Origin of the sequence: Streptomyces sp. NPDC018019, assembly GCF_044327805.1 — a bacterium.
GTDB lineage: Bacteria > Actinomycetota > Actinomycetes > Streptomycetales > Streptomycetaceae > Streptomyces.
On sequence record NZ_JBIRGD010000031.1, the window covers coordinates 28,982 to 46,565 of the forward strand.

Annotated in this window: 15 protein-coding genes; 8 read left to right on the plus strand and 7 right to left on the minus strand. The window is 72.4% G+C overall.

Going from position 1 to position 17,584, the window contains the following annotated elements; all coding sequences use genetic code 11:
- Positions 1-11: 11 nt before the first annotated feature.
- From ACH4FX_RS35645 to ACH4FX_RS35655, 3 genes are all read right to left on the minus strand, one after another.
- The gene (locus tag ACH4FX_RS35645; protein WP_398485612.1) at positions 12-1,349 is read right to left on the minus strand and encodes an ABC transporter substrate-binding protein; all 1,338 of its coding nucleotides are present in this window, start codon (positions 1,347-1,349) and stop codon (positions 12-14) included.
- Positions 1,350-1,392: 43 nt separating this feature from the next.
- A complete protein-coding gene (locus ACH4FX_RS35650) occupies positions 1,393-2,226 on the minus strand; it encodes a PfkB family carbohydrate kinase (RefSeq protein ID WP_398485613.1) in 834 nt (277 codons plus the stop codon).
- 81 nt (positions 2,227-2,307) lie between these two features.
- Positions 2,308-3,336 (minus strand): SIS domain-containing protein, encoded by a 1,029-nt coding sequence (locus ACH4FX_RS35655; RefSeq protein ID WP_398485614.1) that lies wholly within the window; start codon positions 3,334-3,336, stop codon positions 2,308-2,310.
- A gap of 157 nt (positions 3,337-3,493) precedes the next feature.
- Here ACH4FX_RS35655 and ACH4FX_RS35660 point away from each other — a divergent pair, with 157 nt between their 5' ends.
- Positions 3,494-4,585: a LacI family DNA-binding transcriptional regulator gene (locus ACH4FX_RS35660; protein ID WP_398485615.1), complete on the plus strand. Its 1,092-nt coding sequence runs from the start codon at positions 3,494-3,496 to the stop codon at positions 4,583-4,585.
- Between the two features lie 144 nt (positions 4,586-4,729).
- Here ACH4FX_RS35660 and ACH4FX_RS35665 read toward each other — a convergent pair whose 3' ends face one another.
- Positions 4,730-5,056, minus strand: a complete 327-nt coding sequence (locus ACH4FX_RS35665; RefSeq protein WP_398485616.1) for a YkvA family protein — start codon at positions 5,054-5,056, stop codon at positions 4,730-4,732.
- A gap of 163 nt (positions 5,057-5,219) precedes the next feature.
- On the minus strand, positions 5,220-6,404 hold the full coding sequence (locus ACH4FX_RS35670; RefSeq protein ID WP_398485617.1) for an acyltransferase family protein: 1,185 nt from the start codon (positions 6,402-6,404) through the stop codon (positions 5,220-5,222).
- 543 nt (positions 6,405-6,947) lie between these two features.
- Between ACH4FX_RS35670 and ACH4FX_RS35675 the strand changes: the two genes are divergently transcribed.
- Together ACH4FX_RS35675 and ACH4FX_RS35680 are read left to right on the plus strand one after the other, a co-directional pair.
- Complete coding sequence (locus ACH4FX_RS35675) at positions 6,948-7,856, plus strand: serine protease (protein ID WP_398485618.1); 909 nt, start codon at positions 6,948-6,950, stop codon at positions 7,854-7,856.
- Between the two features lie 164 nt (positions 7,857-8,020).
- Complete coding sequence (locus ACH4FX_RS35680) at positions 8,021-8,359, plus strand: hypothetical protein (protein ID WP_398485619.1); 339 nt, start codon at positions 8,021-8,023, stop codon at positions 8,357-8,359.
- Positions 8,360-8,381: 22 nt separating this feature from the next.
- On the opposite strand, the gene ACH4FX_RS35685 is transcribed toward ACH4FX_RS35680, so the two are convergent.
- Positions 8,382-9,191 carry a DeoR/GlpR family DNA-binding transcription regulator gene (locus ACH4FX_RS35685; RefSeq protein ID WP_398485620.1) on the minus strand — a complete coding sequence of 270 codons (810 nt, stop codon included), beginning with the start codon at positions 9,189-9,191 and terminating at the stop codon, positions 8,382-8,384.
- A 32-nt stretch (positions 9,192-9,223) separates the two neighbouring features.
- Positions 9,224-10,276, minus strand: coding sequence for an NAD(P)-dependent alcohol dehydrogenase (locus tag ACH4FX_RS35690; RefSeq protein WP_398485621.1), 1,053 nt, complete (start codon positions 10,274-10,276; stop codon positions 9,224-9,226).
- A gap of 567 nt (positions 10,277-10,843) precedes the next feature.
- Between ACH4FX_RS35690 and ACH4FX_RS35695 the strand changes: the two genes are divergently transcribed.
- The 5 genes from ACH4FX_RS35695 to ACH4FX_RS35715 are packed head-to-tail and all read left to right on the plus strand — an operon-like array spanning position 10,844 to position 17,581.
- Positions 10,844-13,060: a PP2C family protein-serine/threonine phosphatase gene (locus ACH4FX_RS35695; protein ID WP_398485622.1), complete on the plus strand. Its 2,217-nt coding sequence runs from the start codon at positions 10,844-10,846 to the stop codon at positions 13,058-13,060.
- A gap of 50 nt (positions 13,061-13,110) precedes the next feature.
- A complete protein-coding gene (locus ACH4FX_RS35700) occupies positions 13,111-13,995 on the plus strand; it encodes an SIS domain-containing protein (RefSeq protein ID WP_398485623.1) in 885 nt (294 codons plus the stop codon).
- Positions 13,988-14,698, plus strand: a complete 711-nt coding sequence (locus tag ACH4FX_RS35705) for an SIS domain-containing protein (RefSeq protein WP_398485624.1) — start codon at positions 13,988-13,990, stop codon at positions 14,696-14,698. Before ACH4FX_RS35700 ends, ACH4FX_RS35705 begins: the two co-directional genes overlap by 8 nt.
- A complete protein-coding gene (locus ACH4FX_RS35710; RefSeq protein ID WP_398485625.1) occupies positions 14,695-15,807 on the plus strand; it encodes a hydrogenase expression protein HypE in 1,113 nt (370 codons plus the stop codon). Before ACH4FX_RS35705 ends, ACH4FX_RS35710 begins: the two co-directional genes overlap by 4 nt.
- Complete coding sequence (locus ACH4FX_RS35715; RefSeq protein WP_398485626.1) at positions 15,800-17,581, plus strand: nickel-dependent hydrogenase large subunit; 1,782 nt, start codon at positions 15,800-15,802, stop codon at positions 17,579-17,581. Before ACH4FX_RS35710 ends, ACH4FX_RS35715 begins: the two co-directional genes overlap by 8 nt.
- The last annotated feature ends 3 nt before the right edge of the window (positions 17,582-17,584 follow it).

Sequence of the window (17,584 nt, forward strand, 5' to 3'; positions counted from 1 at the left end):
GGCGTACGGGGTCAGTCGCGGACCCGGAAGCGGTGGGCCTGCCGCGCGCCTTCGCGTACCTGGCGCACCGCCTGTGCGGCACTGGTCCGGCCGCCGAGGACCGCTTCGGCTGCCGAGAGGTACGGGTTGACGATCTTGTCGTCGGCGCGGGTGTCGAGCCACAGCGCCATGTCCTTGCTCGCGAGCGTGCGCTGCGCCGCGGGCGGCCCCTTCAGGCGCGCCGCGTCCGCCGTGCCCTTGACCGCGCTGAGCCAGCCCAGGTCGCGCACCACCTTCCGGGCCTGCTCGCGGCTGGTGAGGAACTTCAGGAAGTCGACGGCGAGCGCCTTGTTGGGCGAGGAGTTGGCGACGAGCAGCCCGTCCGTCCCCCCGGCGACGGAGCGCGCGGAGCCCGCGGCGCCCGGGATGGCGGGCATGGTGAAGAAGTCCCAGTTCGCCGCGAACTTCGCGGGGGCGCCGCCCTTGGTGCTGAGGTAGGAGAACTCCAGGGTCTCCAGGTACTGCATCGCGGCCTTGCCGTACAGCAGCCGGTTCTGCGCGGACTCGTGGCTCATGCTCGTCCCGGACGGTCCCATGCAGCGCGCTTTGAGCTGCGCGAGATCGTCGAAGGCCCGTGCGTAGCCGGGGTGGGTGAAGGCGCCTGTGCCCCCGTCGCCGTCGTAGTCCCTGGCCAGGACGGCGGGCGGCACTTCCATGGCGTTGAACTGGGTGAGCAGGTGGCCGGCCGGCCAGCCGTACTGGTTGCCGAAGGCGAGCGGGGTACGGCCCGCCGCGGAGATGCGGTCGCAGGCCGCGAGCAGTTCGGGGAAGGTACGCGGCTTCCGCTCGACCCCGGCCGCGGCGAAGACCTCCTTGTTGTACGCGAAGACCTTGGCGTCCATGGTGAGCGGCACCCCGTACCGGCGCCCGCCGAAGGTGAAGGCGTCCAGCGCGCCCGGCTCGAACGAGCGGCCCCACGCGGTGCCCTTGAGGGGCTCCGACAGGTCGGCGGCGAGCTTGCCGTCGGCGAACTTGCGCGCGTACCGGCCGGGCCAGGCGAAGTAGATGTCCGGCAGCTCGCGGGAGGCGGCGAGGACCGCGATGCGGTCCTTGTACGGCTGGTCGCCGACGGCCTGGAGGTCGATGGTGACGCCCGGGTTCCGGCGCTCGTAGGCGCGGACCACGCTCTGGAAGTACGGGGCGTATTCGGGGTCGGCCCACTTCTCCAGGATGGTGAGGTGCCCGCGCGGGGGCCCGGCGAGGGCGAAGTCGTTCGGGGTGACGCGGACGGGAGCCTGCCCGCACCCGCTGACCAGCAGGGTCAGCAGGATGACGAGCAGGCGGCCGGCGACGGCGGGAGTGCGGCGCATCGGCTCTCCTGGCGGGGGTCTCTCCTGGCGGGGAGGGGGTGGGTCAGGGACATCGGGACGGGTCGCGGGGGCGCGCGCCGTCGAGGGCGAGGGGCCGTCCGAAGGCGCCGGGCTGCGTGCACACGGCCGCCGCGTAGGTGGCGGCGTACCCGGCCGCGTCGGCGAGCGGGCGGCCCCGGTGGAGGGCGACGTGCAGGGCGGCGATGAAGGAGTCGCCGGCACCGAGGGTGTCGGTGGCGCGGACCGCCACGACCGGCTGGTGGTGCGTCGTGCCCTCGAACGACAGCAGCGCGCCCCGGGCGCCCCGCGTCACCACGGCGAGCTTCGCGCCGAGCCGGTGTGCCCCGGCCAGCAGCCCGGCGGCCTCGTCCGCGTCCGCGTCGGGCCGGGAGAGGACGGCGCTGCGCACGAAGGGCAGCAGCGGTTCGGCGTAACTCCAGGGCCGGTCCGAGAAGTCGAAGCTCACCGGGCAGGCGGCGGCCAGCCGCGGCAGCTGCTCCTCCATGCCGCTGCAGTCGCCCGTGTGCACCAGGTCGAAGCCGCGCAGCCAGCGCAGGTCGGCGTCGTCCGGGGTGAACAGGGAGATCGTCGCGTCGCAGGCGCCGAAGGTCCGGTTGCCGTCGTCGTCGAGGTGGACGGTGGCGTAGGCGTTGGGCCCTTCGGCGATACGGGACCGTTCCGTCGAAACGCCCTCGTCCGCAAGCGCCGCCCGCACGTGCCGGCCGGCCGCGTCGCTCCCGGTGACGCCGAGGTACGCGGCCTCGGCACCGCACCGTGCCGCGTGCACGGCGACGTTGAGGGCGTTGCCGCCCGGGTACATCAGCCCGCGCCCGGGGTAGCGATCGACGACGTTGTCGCCGAGTCCGCAGATGCGCATGCCGCTCTTTCCTCCAGTGGCTCCGGTGGGGCCGGTCCGGCGCGCCGGACGCGCGCCGGACCGGGCGGGTACGCGGCGGACTCAGTACTCGACCTGGAACATGTAGCGCCGCTGGTCGAGGTCGTGGCCGCGTACGGACTCGTAGTGGCGGGCCAGCCGGGTGCCGAAGACGTCCAGCGCGATGGGCGTGATGTCCCCGCGCACCTCCTCCGGGACGCCGGGCAGCGAGAAGGTCCTGGAGTCGACGTAGTGGGCCTTGCGGGTGTACTTGTCGAGGAACGCCTTGGCGCGCTCGGCCATCGGCCGGGTGGCGTCCTCGCCGAGGAAGAGGATCACCGGCTGGTCCTCGGTGACGACCTCGAAAGCGCCGTGGAAGAACTCACCGGCGTGGTAACTGCCGCCGTGCTTCCACTGCATCTCCATCAGGTAGCACATGGTGAAGCCGTAGCCCGCGCCGTAGTTGGGGCCGGCCGAGAGCACGTACGTCACCGGCTCGTCGGCCAGCGCGGTGGCGATGGAGTGGGCGAGCGCCTCGCCCTCCTCCTGGGCGGTGTACAGGGCGTCGGGCAGCGCTTCGTACGCCTTGCGGACCGCCGCGTAGTCGCCCTCCACGCCGGTCTTCTCCAGCAGCGCGTACGCGAGCTGCCCGAAGAGCACGCCCTTGGGGGCGACGACGGTGTCCTCGCTGCGGTAGGTGAAGGCGATGTCGGCGGCCTGCGCCAGGGGGCTGTCGGCGTCCCGGGTCAGGGCGGCGACCCTGGCGCCGGTGGACCGGGCGTAGCGGGCGGCGGCGACGGTCTCCTTGGTGGTGCCGGTGTGCGAGGAGACGAGGACGAGGGAGCCCTCGCCGAGCAGTGCGGGCCTGCGCAGGTTGAACTCGTCGCTGTTCATGTGGAAGACCGGGAAGCCGGCGCGGGTCTCCAGCAGGAAGTGCACCGGGTAGGCGGCGGTGAGGGAGCCTCCGCAGCCGACCAGGAAGACGTTGCGCAGGCCGCCGTCGACGGTCTCGGCCGCGAAGTCGCGGGCCGTTTCGTACTGGCTCAGGGCGAAGGCCACGGCCTCCTTGAAGTCCTCGGTGATGGGCTTGAGGGGCAGGGTCGCGGTGGTCACACGGATCCTCTCCGAGCAGGGTGGGAACGTTCCCAACGCAGGCCGCGAACACCCCTCGGCGCATGATTGGGAACGTTCCCATCGGGATGCCGGGAACCTTCCCACCACGCTCGGCGGAGCGTCAATACCCCTGCACAGCCGATAGCCTGGCGACGCCATGACGACGAACCGACGCAGCGGCCCGCACCGGCCCGCCACGATCCCCGACGTCGCCCGCGAGGCGGGCGTCTCCCGTTCCACCGCCTCGCGGGCCCTCGCCGACTACGGCTCCGTCAGCCCCGAGGCCCGCGAACGCGTACGCGCCGCCGCCCAGAAGCTGGGCTACCGCCCCAACCAGCTCGCCCGCTCCATGATCACCGGTCGTACGCACACGCTGGGCGCGGTCATCGCCGACATCCAGAACCCGTTCTTCGCGGGCGTCACCCGCGGCATCACCGACGCCGCCCGCGCCGCCGGGTACCAGATCCTGCTGGCCAACACCGACGAGGACCCGGCGGCCGAGCGGGCCGCGGTCAAGACGCTGCGCGACAAGCACGTCGACGGGCTGATCGTCGCCCCCGCCTCCACCACGGACACCGGCCACCTCACCGCCGCGCACACCGGCGGCTGCCCCGTCGTGCTGCTCGACCGGCGGGTCCCGCACCTCGGCCTGGACTCCGTCACCGTCGACAACCACGGCGCGGCCCAGGACGCGGTACGCCGTCTGCTCGCCATGGGCCACCGGCGCATCGCCCTGGTCAGCCTGGTCGGCAACGACGCCACCGACGAACCGGTGGACCCCGGTTCCACCGGCTTGGCCCGCATCGAGGGCTACCGCGCCGCGCTGCGCGAGGCGGGCGTCGAGGACACCGGGACGTACCTGCGCACCGGCGCCTTCCACGGCCAGGACCCGGCCGTGCTCGCCCGCGGCCTGCTGGACTCCCCCGCGCCGCCGACCGCCGTGTTCGCCACCGACAGCCTGATCGCGCTGGGCGTGCTCTCCGCCGCGCGGGAGCTGGGGCTGCGGGTCCCGGAGGACCTGTCCGTGATCACCTTCGACGACACCGACTGGGCCCGCGCCGTACGCCCCCGGATCAGCGTCGTCGCCCAGCCGGTCCAGGAACTGGGCGCCACGGCCGTGCAGGCCCTGATATCCCGCGTCCAGGGCAGCACCCAGCCCCCCGAAGACACCACCCTGCCCACCGAGTTCATCGAACGGGAGTCGGTGGCGCGGGCGACGCAGCGGGAGAAGGGGCGCAAGCAGGGGTAGTCGAGCCGGGGACGGGGGGGCGGGCCTGGCGGGACGCCGGCCGCCACCAGCCGTTGGGCCGACCTCCGCACCCTCGGCCTGCGGGCGACGCGCTCCGTACGTCCGGCGGTGCTCGTCAGCAGGCCGGCGGAGGGCGTTCGCCGGTCAGGTGCCCGCCTCGATCCCCGGGGGCGGCGCGGTCCGCTTCCCGCGGCCGACGCCCGACGCTTCGGCCGCCGCCTGCAACGAACGCAGGGCCACCAGGAGCACCCCGATGTCGTCGAGCAGGACCGGGTCGGGCAGCAGGTCGACCGGGGAGATCACGTAGAGCAGCGCTCCCCAGTACGCGATCTTGTTGTTCAGCGGTACGCCCGCGTCGCGCAGGGCGGCGCGGGCCCGGACCAGCTTGACCAGGAGCACGATCGCCGCGCCGACCATCACCGCCAGCAGCACCGCGACGATCACCACGACCGCCCACATCTCACCGCTCATTCCTGACGTCTTCCCTCCGTCGCACGTGGAATACCGGCCGCCGCCGGAATTCTCCTCCCGGTGCGGACGGCATCCACGTCAACGAGTGATCAGGGGCGGCGAAACGGTCCATGAGGCGGGTGGGGCCGGAGTTTCCCCTGGGCCGCACCCGCCGCCGCGGTCGTCAGCGCAGCAATTCCGCATCCGGTTTCCGTTCCTCCCGGATGATTTCCCGGCGTTTCTCCGGCGGCGCGCCGGGCATTCTCCCCCGCGAGTGAAAGCGCATTTCCTCCACGCTCTTCTGCATGGCCACCCGCAGTTTCCGGCCCAACGGCCGTTCCACGAAGCGGTGCACCAGCCAGGAAAGGACCAGCATGAGAGCGACGATTCCCAGCAGCAGTACGGGCGCGGGCACCCGGCTGCGCAGCAGGTCGATCAGGGTGAAACCCACGTACATGTGCAGCAGGTAGAGCGGATAGGTCAGCGATCCGGCGGTGGACAGCCAGCGCCACTGGAGTCTGTCGAACCACCCGAGAGCGATGGCGGCCATCAGCGCGAAAGCCGCCAGTACGGCCAGCCGTACCGGCCAGCCCTCGGCCAGATCCGCCTTCGCGCCGAGATTCATCACCAGCCGGCCGCGCAGATAGTGCTGGGCCAGCAGGAAGGAAATCGCGACGATCGCCCACAGCAGGGCGGTGGGCCGGAAGCGGTGCATGAGGTAGAAGGCGATGCCCGCGATGAAGTACGGGGAGTACGGCGCTATGGCCCACACCGAGAGCAGGTCGCTGTTCGCCTTCAGCGCGACCACGCCGGCCACCGTCCACAGGCCGCAGAACAGCACACACCTGCGGTACGTGACCCCGCGGAACACCACGACCGCGAACAGCAGGTAGAACTTCAGCTCGATGAACAGCGTCCAGTAGGCGTCGTCCACGTCGGGGACTCCCAGGCCCTGCTGGAGCATGGTGAGATTCGTCAGCACCGTCTCCCAGTTGTCCGCGCTGCGGACGTTCGGCCACACGGTCAGCACCGCCGCGGTCAGCAGCACGGCGACCCAATAGGCGGGGTAGAGACGGGAGACGCGGGAGGTCACGAAATCGCCCAGGGAACGCCCCCAGGCGCTCATGCAGATGACGAACCCGCTGATCAGGAAGAAGACTTCGACGCCCAGCCAGCCGTATTCCGACACGTGGCGGACGACCGGGGAGAAAGCCGTCGGGTCCTCGCCCCAGCCGTCGCGCAGGGTGATGTAGTGATAGGCCAGGACCATCAGGGCGGCCAGCAGCCGCAGTCCGTCGAGGACACGCAGTCTGGGCCGCCGCGTCTCCCCCTGCGAGCCGGGAGGGTGTTCTGGCGCGGCGTAAAGCATCCGGGTCCTTAACGACGGTGCGGCGGCAGCCTGTCCGAGTTTCACGGTAAACGGCGGGAAATGCGCGAACGGATCGCGGAGTTTAGCGTACGACACCACACCTGCCCCATGTCCACAACGCACGTGAAGTTCCCGAAGACGCCTTCCGGCGCAGGTCAGGGGAGTGCCGCCGGACGGCGTGCGCGGCGTTTCTGAGAAAAGGGTGAGAAAACGGGGCGGCGGCGAACCGGACGGACAAAAAAGGAGTGCGGGCGGAGACCGGCACACACCGGCGGCGTGCTCCTCCGGAACATCGCTTTCGCACCGGTTCGCCCCGTGGTCACCACACCGGTCCGCTTCCGCGCCGGTCCGTCCCGCGCGCACCGCTCCCGTCGCGCACCCCGCCTCTTCGGCACCCCGCGCCACGCCCGCCCCGGCCTCCCCGCCAGGTGACCAACTTGCCACCGGTTACGGCGAAGTTGTTGCCAGCGGCCTCGGTTGCCCCAACAATGCGCACGTCAAAGCCGAAGGAACTTCGGCCACAGATTCTGAGAGGACCCCCACATGAAAAGCCCTCTCGTCGGTGCCCTGGCCACGGCCGTCCTGGGCACCGCGGCCCTCGTGGGCACCGCCGGAACCGCCGGTGCGGCTACGGTCGCGGACGCTGCCGGGCACCCGGCGGCGCCCTCGCTCCACCGGGCAGCCGACGCCACGGCCGCCACGGCCAAGGCGATACCCAGAGTCGTGAGCTATGCCGGCACGGTGGCGCTCAGCAACTGCTCCGGATCGATCGTGCGCATGCCCAATTCGACCGACAATGATCCGGCCCTGGTCATGTCCAACGGCCACTGCCTGGAGAGCGGCATGCCGGACGCGGGGGAGGTCATCGTCGACCGGCCCTCCAGCCGCAGCTTCACCGTGCTCAGCGCCTCGGCCGGCAACCTCGGCACGGTCCGCGCCACCAAGGTCGTCTACGGCACGATGACCGACACCGACGTCTCACTCTACGAACTCTCCTCCACCTACGCCCAGATCAAGCAGCGCTACGGCATCAAGGCCCTGGACCTGGCCACCACGCACCCGGTCAAGGGCGCCGCCATCGCCGTCGTGTCCGGATACTGGAAGAAGACCTACAACTGCAACGTGGACGGCTTCGCCTACCGGTTGAAGGAAGGGAACTGGACCTGGAAGGACTCGGTCCGCTACACCGCCCCGTGCAACGTCATCGGCGGAACCTCGGGCTCGCCGGTGATCGACGTCGCCTCCGGCAAGGTGGCGGCGGTCAACAACACGATCAATGAGAGCGGTCAGCGCTGCACGCTCAACAACCCGTGCGAGGTCGACGCCAACGGCCGGGTGAGCGTACGCCGCGGCATCGGCTACGCCCAGGAGACGTACGAGATACCCAAGTGCTTCGGCACCGGCAACAAGCTGGACCTCGGCCGGCCGGGCTGCGTCCTGCCCAAGCCGTAGCCCTCGCAGCCGTAGCCCCCGCACCGGCGGGCACGACATGTGCTCGCCGGTGTGCTCCCCCGCCGTACGCCGGACGGCCGCCGTCGTCACCCGGCGGGGTGACACGCCCCGGGGACCGTTCGCCGCACCCGCCCGCGCGGGCGGCGGTGTGGCACGGTCGGACCATGAACGCGGCATCCGACATCCGGTCCCAGGCCACCACCCTCGCCCGCGACCTCGGCGGGCCGTGGCAGCCGGACGACGCCGACCGCAACCTCGCCCTCGCCCTGGTCCTCGCCCGCGACGACCACGGCGGCCGGCTCACCGCCGGAATCATCACCCACATCCTGCTGAGCGCCTCCTGGGGCCTGAAGCCCATCGGCGCCATGTACCAGCTGATGGCGTGCACCGCCGACTTCCTCGACGACCCCGAGCAGTGCGACTCGGACACCGGCCGGCAGGCCCTCAGCGAGGTCGACCGCCTCCTCGACACGGTCGCCGCCCTGCCCCCGGACGGCGTCTGACGAGAGCAGGAGACGTCGCGCATCACTCCGCGGGCGGCTCGACGACCTGGACGGCGGTGCCGGTGGCCCGCAGGGCGGCGAGTTCCGCGGCGGGGGTGGCGGCGTCCGTGACGACCGCCCGGTAGCGGGCGGCGGTGCCGTACGCGTACGTGGCGCGTTTGCCGAACTTGGCGTGGTCCACGAGGAGTACGGCTTCCTCGGCGGCGGCCAGCATGGCCTCCTTGACCTCGACGTACTCCCGCAGCGGGTGGAAGAGCCGCCCGTCGAGGACGGCGGTGGCGGACATCAGCACCAGGTCGGCGTGGAGCCGGGCGAGGGCGCCGCCGACCTCCGGGCCGGTGCAGGAGTTGAACTCGCTCCGGTACCGGCCGCCGAGCAGGGTGACGGCCACGCCGGGGGCCGCCCCCAGGCGCTGGGCGAGGCCGACGGAGTTGGTGACGACCGTGATCCGGGCGGCCGGGTCCCGCCGGGCCAGCAGGCCCGCCAGCGGGTACAGAGTGGTGGAGTCGTCCATCAGCACGGTGCTGCCCGGTGTGATGCGGCCGGCCACCGCGGCGCACAGTGCGGTCTTGGCCGCCAGCCCCGCCCTCTCGCGGAAGCGGGTGGCGGTCTCCATGGTCAGGGCGGGGAAGGCGACGGCCCGGCCCCGCTCCTTGCGCAGCAGATGGCGGGCGGCCAGGTCGTCGAGGTCGCGGTGCATCGTCATCAGGCTGACGTTGAAGCGGGCGGCGAGCGCGTCGATGCGCAGGGCGCCGTGGTCGGCGACGTACCGCAGGACGGCCTGCCGCCGCTGTTCGACGGCGGCCTGCGACAGCCGTGCCTTGGCGGGCATACGGCGTTCCTTCCCTCCGCGCTCCGCGGTGCTCAGCAGGGCTGCGGGCACACCACGGGCTTGATCGTCGTTCGGTCCCGGGCGGCCGCGGTGAGCGCCTGCTCCGCCTCCTCCAGGCCGTACCGGTGGGAGATCAGCCGGTCGAGCCGTACGTCGCCGGAGGCGGCCAGCGCGATGGCGGCCGGCCAGGTGTTGGCGTACCGGAAGGTGCCGGTGACCTCGATCTCGAAGTTTTGCACATGGGCCAGCGGCAGCGGCACGGTGTCGCCGCCCATCCCGACCAGCACCGCCCGGCCCGCGCGCCCGAGCACCCGGATCGCCTCGTCGGCGACGGCCGGGACGCCGGAGCACTCCAGGAGGACATCCGGCTCGTACCCGGTATCGGCGAGCCGGGTGGTACGGGCGTCCACGGTGGCGGTGGCCCCCAACTCCCGCGCCAGGCCGAGCCGCTCGGGTGCGATGTCGGTGACCACGACCTCGGTGGCACCGAAGGCGCGGGCCGTCTGGACGGCGACCAGCCCGATCGGCCCGGCCCCGGTGACCAGCACCCGGGCGCCGGGCCCGATCCGCCCCTTGCGCGCCGCCCACACGCCGACCGACAGCGGCTCCAGCAGGGCGGCGGTCTCGGCGGTCAGGGTGCCGGGGACGGCGTGGGCGAAGTGCTCGTCGATGGCGACGTACTCGCACAGGGCGCCGTCGACCGGCGGGGTGGCGTAGAAGGACACGTCGGGGCAGAGGTTGTAGCGGCCACGGCGGCACTGCGCACAGGTGCCGCACGGTACGCCGGGTTCGAGGGAGACCAGCTGTCCCGGCCGGTGGCGGGTGGCGCCGGGGCCGAGCGCGACGACGGTGCCGCCGGGCTCGTGCCCCAGGACCATCGGGGCGCGGACGACGAAGTCACCGATCCGCCCGTGCTCGTAGTAGTGCACGTCGGAGCCGCAGATGCCGACGGCCTCGACGCGGACCAGCACCTGTCCGGGGCCGGGGCGCGGCACCGGCCGCTCCTCGGTCCGCAGGTCCTTGAGCCCGTGCAGGACGGCGGCGCGCATGGTCGCGGGGACGTGGGCGGGCAGCGGAGCGGGCATGGTGGCGTCCCTCGGAGGTCGGCGGGTGGCTGGCGGCGGCGTGCGGGTGGCAGCGGTGAGCGGAGGTCGGTGGGCGGGGAAGATGAACAGCAGTTTTAGCAGATGTCGACCGCATTGTTAACACATATTGCGTGATGATTTCTGAGGCGTCGACCCGCGCGCCGTTCCGGCGACCCGCGTACGACGGGCTCGACAGAGAAAGGTGCGCACCCTGGTTTCGCTCCTGACACCGTCCCGCCCACGGCACAGCACGCTGGTCGGCAACGGACAGCCACCGCTCGGCTTCTGGCTCCCGATGGCAACGCCGCAAAGGCATTGGACATTACCGATCACATCTCACGGTGAGCGCGCAAGCACTGGTAGATATCAGCCGTCATGAGGCAGGCTCCCCCGACCGGCCGTGTGCGGACCCCTCGTCCCCACGCCGTCCGTGGACACGTGGGGCGGGCACGGGTGCCTTCGATGAAGCGACGAGGTGCCATGGTCCGGTGCGACGGCGGTGTTACCGGTTCCCGGCCGGAGGAGGGCGGTCCCCCGGCGGGGGACGGGCCCGCGCCGGGGACCGCGATGAGCGCCGCGCGCGTCGAGGAAATCCTGGTCAAGCACCTGGGGTGCGACGAGTCGCAGGCCCGCGCCTGTGCGCACGGGCTGATCGGGGTCCCCGCCGCGCCACCCGCCGTCGGAACGTCGCCCGGCCCCGGCGACCTGTCCGGCGTCCTCGGCGCCGACGCCACCGGGACCACCGGGGCCACCGGGGCGACCACCCTTGGCGTAACGGTCCCGCAAGGTTGCGAACCGCGCGACGGCGCCGTGTACCTGGCCTCCGCCCGCAGCCCCGTGGAGCTCGCCCAACGGCTTTACGAGCGGTCCGGCCCCACCGGCGCCACGGCCGTACTGCTGGCCGTCCTGGACACGGAGGGCGTGCTGCGGATGAGCGGCGTCGCCGGTACGGCCGCGCAGACGGTCAGCGACTGGTCGCAGGTGCCCCTGCGCTGCATAGTCCCGCTGGCCCGGATGGCCGAGGCGGACCAGCGGCTGTGGCTCGACGACGAGACCGGCGACCGGAGTCTGACCTGGGTCTCGGCCAGGAGCGACGCGCCGGGCGCGCCCTGCCCCGTCGGGGCCCGGGAGTCCGGAACCGGGCCCGGCGGCGTGGTGTGCGTGGTCAGCGTCATCTGGTCCGGTCCCCCGCCGGCGGCCCCGGCGGTCCGCAGGCGCTTGGAGACGCTGACCGACTGCGCCGGGCAGCGGCTGCGCATGCTGGCCGCCCTGGGGCTGCCGGACGACGACGTACGGGCCGCCTGGCTGGGCGCGGTCATCGACGCGATCCCCGTACCGGCCGCGCTGCTCTTCCCGGTGCGCGGCCCGCTCGGCCGGGTCGTCGAGTTCACCATCGACCGCTGCAACGCGCACGCCACCGGCCTCCTGGGCCGCACGCCCGAGCAGATCACCGGCAGCCGGCTGCTCGACGCCTTCCCCGGCATGGTCCTCTCCGGCATCTTCGACGCGTACGTGGCGGTCCTGGAGACCGGTGTCCCGCTGGACCGGGGGCCGTTCTCGTACGAGGAGCCGTACCGGGGCGTGCTGCGTCCGGCGCTGCTGAGCGTGCGTGCCCAGCGGGTCGGCGGCGGGCTGCTGGTGAGCTGGCAGTTCCACGACGAGCGGGCGCGGATGACGGCCCGGCTCGACGACGCCGAGCGGCTGGCCAACCTCGGCTGGGCGGAGTGGAACCTGGCCACCGGCGACGTGACGTGGTCGCGGCGGGTGTACGACATCCTCGAACGGGACCCGGCGAGCGGCCCGTTGCCGCTGGACGCGCTGTGCGGGTACGTCATCGAGGAGGACCTGCCCGCCGTCGTCGGGGCCGTGCGGTCGCTGTCCCACGGCCCCGGCCCGGTGCGCTTCGAGGTGCGGACGCGCGCTTCCGACGGCCTGCGCCACGTGAGCGTCAACGCCGAACTGCTCCGGGACAGTCTGGGCAATCTCGTGGCGCTGCGCGGTGTCGTCCAGGACGTGTCCGGTGTGCGGCGGACGGAGGCGGCGCTGGAGGCGACCCGGCGGGAGGTCGAACGCCGGCAGCTGCGGATGGCGGAGGAACTGCAACTGGCCCTGCTGCCGCGGGCGCACACCACCCTGCCCGGGCTGCGGACGGCGATCCGGTACCAGCCCGCCGAGAACTGCACCCGCGTGGGCGGCGACTGGTTCGAGGCCACCCCGCTGCCCGACGGCCGGGTGCTGATCGCCATCGGCGACGTGCTCGGGCACGGTCTGCAGGCCGCCGCGGGCATGGCGCAGCTGCGCAACGCGCTGCTCGGCATCGCGTACACCGGCGCCGATCCGGCCCGGATCCTCGACTGCCTGAACCTGGTCGCCTTCCACGGCCACGACGAGTCGCTGACCGCGACCGCCGTCGTCGGCCACTTCGATCCGCAGCGGCGCACGCTGACCTGGGCCCGCGCCGGTCACCCGCCGCCCGTCCTGGTGCGCCGCGGCCGGGCGACCGAGCTGGCCAACGACGACGGGACCACGCTGGGCGCCAGTCTGGACCCGGGTTACGCGTGCAAGACGCTGCCCCTGCGCCTCGGCGACCGCCTGATCCTCTACACCGACGGGCTGGTCGAGCGCCGCGCCGACCGGGCCGGCGACCGCGAGGACCTGTTGTTGTCCGCCGCCCGCCTCGGTGCCCGCGGCGGTCCCGAGGACCATCTGCGGACCCTGCTGTCCGTCCTGCACACCAATCCGGAGGACGACACCTGCGTCATCGTCCTCCATGTAGGGAGTTGAGCGACGATGTCCGTCCACCTGCCGTACGGGGCCCCGCCGGGAGTGTGCCGATGAGCGGCCCGGTCGTCGACGGGGCGGCCGTGCGGAGCGCGTTCGCCCGCCGTGTCCCGGCCGCCCGCGACCTGGCCGGTGCGGCCGGCGAGCTGGCCGCGGTCTGCCGGGACATGGCCGGGCGGTTCGCCGGCGGCGGCAAGCTGCTGGTGTTCGGCAACGGCGAGTCGGGGGTGGACGCGAGCCACATCGCCGTGGAGTTCCTGCACCCGGTCGTGGTGGGCAAGCGGGCGCTGCCCGCGCTGGCGCTCGGCAACGACTCGGCGACGCTCAGCGGGGTCGGGGCCCGGCAGGGCTTCGAGGAGGTCTTCGCCCACCAGCTGCGGGCGTTCGGCGCCCGCGGGGACATCGCGCTGGGCGTCTCGCCGGACGGCCGCTGCCCCAACGTGCGCCGGGCCCTGGCCCGGGCGCGGGAGACGGGGCTGCTCACCGTCGCGCTGTGCGGCGGCGAGCGGGCGGACGCGCCGCCGGCGGACCACGTCCTGGTCCTCGGCGGCACGGACCCGCTGGTCGTCAAGGAGGCGCATGTGACGGCGTATCACCTGGTGTGGGAGCTGACGCACGTCTTCCTGGACCGGCTCGGGCCGTGCGGCGGGGGCGCGGGGGCGCCGGGCCCCGACGCGTCGTGCGTGACGTGTGCGGACGAGGCGCGGCCGATGCGGGTGCGGCGGCTGCTGCCGGGCGGCCTGGCGCTGGCCCGTTCGCTGCCCCGCCCGTCGGCCCACGAGGCCGCCGGGGACACGGACAGGGACGCGGATGGTGACGGCGATGTGGAGATCAGCGTCGCGCTCGTCGAAGCCGCGCCCGGCGCCACCGTCCTCGTCCACGCCGGGGAGGCCATCGCCCTGGCGCGCCCGGCGGCCGAGGGAGGCGCCGATGACTGACGTACCGGACCCCGTACGGGAGTTGTACCCGTTCCTGTACGAGGAGGAGGCATCGGCGGACCGGGCGCCCGGCGCCGGTCTGGCCGGCGAGGTGGCCCGCTCGACCCGGGAGAAGGTCGCCGAGATCACCGCGCTCCGGCAGCGGATCGCGGACGAGTGGGGCCCGTGGATCGCCGACTGCGCCATGCGCATGGCGGAGCGCTTCGCGGCCGGCGGCCGGCTGTTTGCCTTCGGCAACGGCGGCAGTTCGACGGACGCGCAGGGGCTGGTCACCACGTTCCTGCACCCGCCCGCCGGGGTGCTGCGCGACGCCGTACCCCTGCCCGCGCTGTCGCTGACCAGTGACGCGGCCGTGGTGACGGCGCTCTCCAACGACGTGGGTTTCGACGTGGTCTTCGCCCGTCAGCTGGCCGCGTTCGGGCGGCGCGGCGACATCGCGGTGGGCCTGTCGACCAGCGGCGGGTCCGCCAACGTCGTACGGGCGCTGGAGGAGGCGGCCGGGCGCGGCATGCTGACGGTGGCGCTGGCGGGCCACGACGGCGGCCGGCTGGCCGGACTCGACGGGCTCGGCCACCTGATCGTCGTCCCGTCCTCCTCGGTCCACCGCATCCAGGAAGCGCAGACGACCGTGTACCACGCACTGTGGGAACTGACCCAGCAGGCGCTGCGGGCCACGCGCACGGAGCGGGGTGGTGTGCGGTGACCACCGACGACGGCCCCGACGGCCGTACCGCGCCCGCCGGCCCCGGCACCGGGCGGGACGACGAACCGCTGGTCCACCTGCTGTGGCTGAACGCCGGGCTCAGCTGCGACGGCGAGTCGGTCGCGCTCACGGCGGCCACCCAGCCGAGCATCGAGGAGATCATGCTGGGCGCCCTGCCGGGGCTGCCGCGGCTCGCCACGCACTGGCCGTTGCTCGACTACGCATGCGGTCCGCAGACGGGTGCCGACTCCTTCATCGAGTGGTTCCACAAGGGCGCGCGGGGCGAGCTGGGCCCGTTCATCCTGGTCGTCGAGGGCTCCGTACCGAACGAGGCGATCAAGGAGGAGGGGTACTGGAGCGGCTTCGGCAACGATCCGGCCACCGGCCAGCCGATCACCACCTCCCAGTGGCTGGACCGGCTCGCGCCCCAGGCCGGTGTGGTGCTGGCGGCGGGCACCTGTGCCGCGTACGGCGGCATCCACGCGATGGCCGGCAACCCGACCGGCGCCATGGGCGTACCGGACTACCTGGGCCACGACTGGCGGTCGCGGTCCGGGGTGCCGATCGTGTGCGTGCCGGGCTGCCCGGTGCAGCCCGACAACCTCTCCGAGACGCTCGTCTACCTGCTCTACCAGATCACCGGCCAGGCCCCGGCGATCCCGCTCGACGACAACTTGCGGCCCACCTGGCTGTTCGGGCAGACCGTGCACGAGAGCTGCCATCGGGCGGGCTACTACGAACAGGGCGAGTTCGCGGGCGGTCTCGCCTCCGACCGGTGCCTGGTGAAGGTCGGCTGCTGGGGCCCGGTGGTGAAGTGCAACGTGCCCCGGCGGGGCTGGATCAACGGCATCGGCGGCTGCCCGAACGTCGGCGGCATCTGCATCGCCTGCACGATGCCGGGCTTCCCCGACAAGTTCATGCCGTTCATGGACGAACCGGCGGGGGTGCAGGTCGCCGAACCGGCCGGCGGGCTGTACGCGAGCCTGGTCCGCACGCTGCGGGCGATCACCCTGCACAACGTCGAGGAGGAACCGGCGTGGCGTCGCAAGGGCGACGCGCTGACCACCGGATACGCGCCTTCCTGGCGAGAGGGGAAGCGGCATGGCTGAGGAGACGGACGGCGAACTGGTCGAGATGGCGTGGGACCCGATCACGCGCATCGTCGGCAGTCTGGGCATCCACACGAAGATCGATTTCGGGCGCGGCCGGGTCGCCGAGTGCTACAGCACCTCGTCGATCTTCCGGGGCTACAGCATCTTCATGCAGGGCAAGGACCCGCGCGACGCGCACTTCATCACCAGCCGGATCTGCGGCATCTGCGGGGACAACCACGCCACCTGCTCGGTGTACGCGCAGAACATGGCCTACGGCGCACGCCCGCCGGCGCTGGGCGAGTGGATCCTGAACCTGGGCGAGGCGGCGGAGTACATGTTCGACCACAACCTCTTCCAGGAGAACCTGGTCGGGGTGGACTACTGCGAGCGGATGGTCCGCGAGACCAACCCCGGTGTGTGGGAGCTGGCCGAGCGGACCGAGGCCCCGCACGCGGAGCAGCACGGCTACCGGACGATCGGCGCGATCATGCGCTCGCTGAACCCGCTGGAGGGCGCGTTCTACCGGGAGGCGCTCCAGGTCAGCCGCTCCACGCGGGAGATGTTCTGTCTGATGGAGGGGCGCCACGTCCACCCCTCGACGCTGTACCCGGGCGGCGTCGGGACGGTCGCGACGGTGCAGCTGTTCACCGACTACCTGACCCGGCTGATGCGGTACGTCGAGTTCATGAAGAAGGTCGTGCCGATGCACGACGACCTGTTCGACTTCATGTACCAGGCGCTGCCGGGATACGAGGAGGTCGGCCGGCGCCGGGTGCTGCTCGCCTGCTGGGGCGGCCTCAACGACCCCGCGCACTGCGACTTCGACTACCGCACGATGTCCGACTGGGGACGCAAGGCGTTCATCACGCCGGGCGTGATCGTCGACGGCAAGCTGCTCACCAACGACCTGGTGGACATCAACCTCGGCATCCGCATCCTGCTGGGCAGCTCCTTCTACGACGACTGGCAGGACAAGGAGCCGTTCGTCACCACGGACCCGCTGGGCAACCCGGTCGACCGGCGCCATCCGTGGAACCAGCACACGATCCCCCGGCCGCAGAAGCGCGACTTCGACGACAAGTACAGCTGGGTGATGTCCCCGCGGTGGTTCGACGGCAGCGAGCACCTGGCGCTGGACACCGGCGGCGGGCCCCTCGCCCGGCTCTGGTCCACCGCGCTGTCCGGCCTGGTCGACACGGAACACCTGAAGGCCACCGGGCACAGTGTGCTGATCAACCTGCCGCGCACCGCCACCAAACCGGAGACCACCTTCGAGTGGCGCATCCCGGTGCACAACGGCGAGCCGCTGAGCAACGCCATCGAGCGCAACCGCGCCCGTACCTACTTCCAGGCGTACGCGGCCGCTGCCGCCCTGCACTTCGCGCAGCAGGCGCTCGCCGAGGTGCGCGCCGGGCGTACCGACACCTGGGCGCCGTTCACCGTGCCGGACGACGCCGCGAGCTGTGGCTTCAGCGAGGCCGTGCGGGGCGCGCTCTCCCATCACATGGTGATCAGGGACGGGAAGATCGCCAACTACCACCCGTACCCGCCGACGCCCTGGAACGGCAGCGTGCGCGACGTCCACGGCACCCCGGGCCCCTTCGAGGACGCCGTCCAGCACACGCCGATCTTCGAGGAGAACCCGCCGGAGAAGTTCAAGGGGATCGACATCATGCGCGCCGTGCGCAGCTTCGATCCGTGCATGCCCTGCGGGGTGCACATGTTCCTGGGCGGCGGCCGGGTGCTGAAGAAGTCGCTGTCCCCCACCGTCTACGGCCAAGAGGGCTGATCC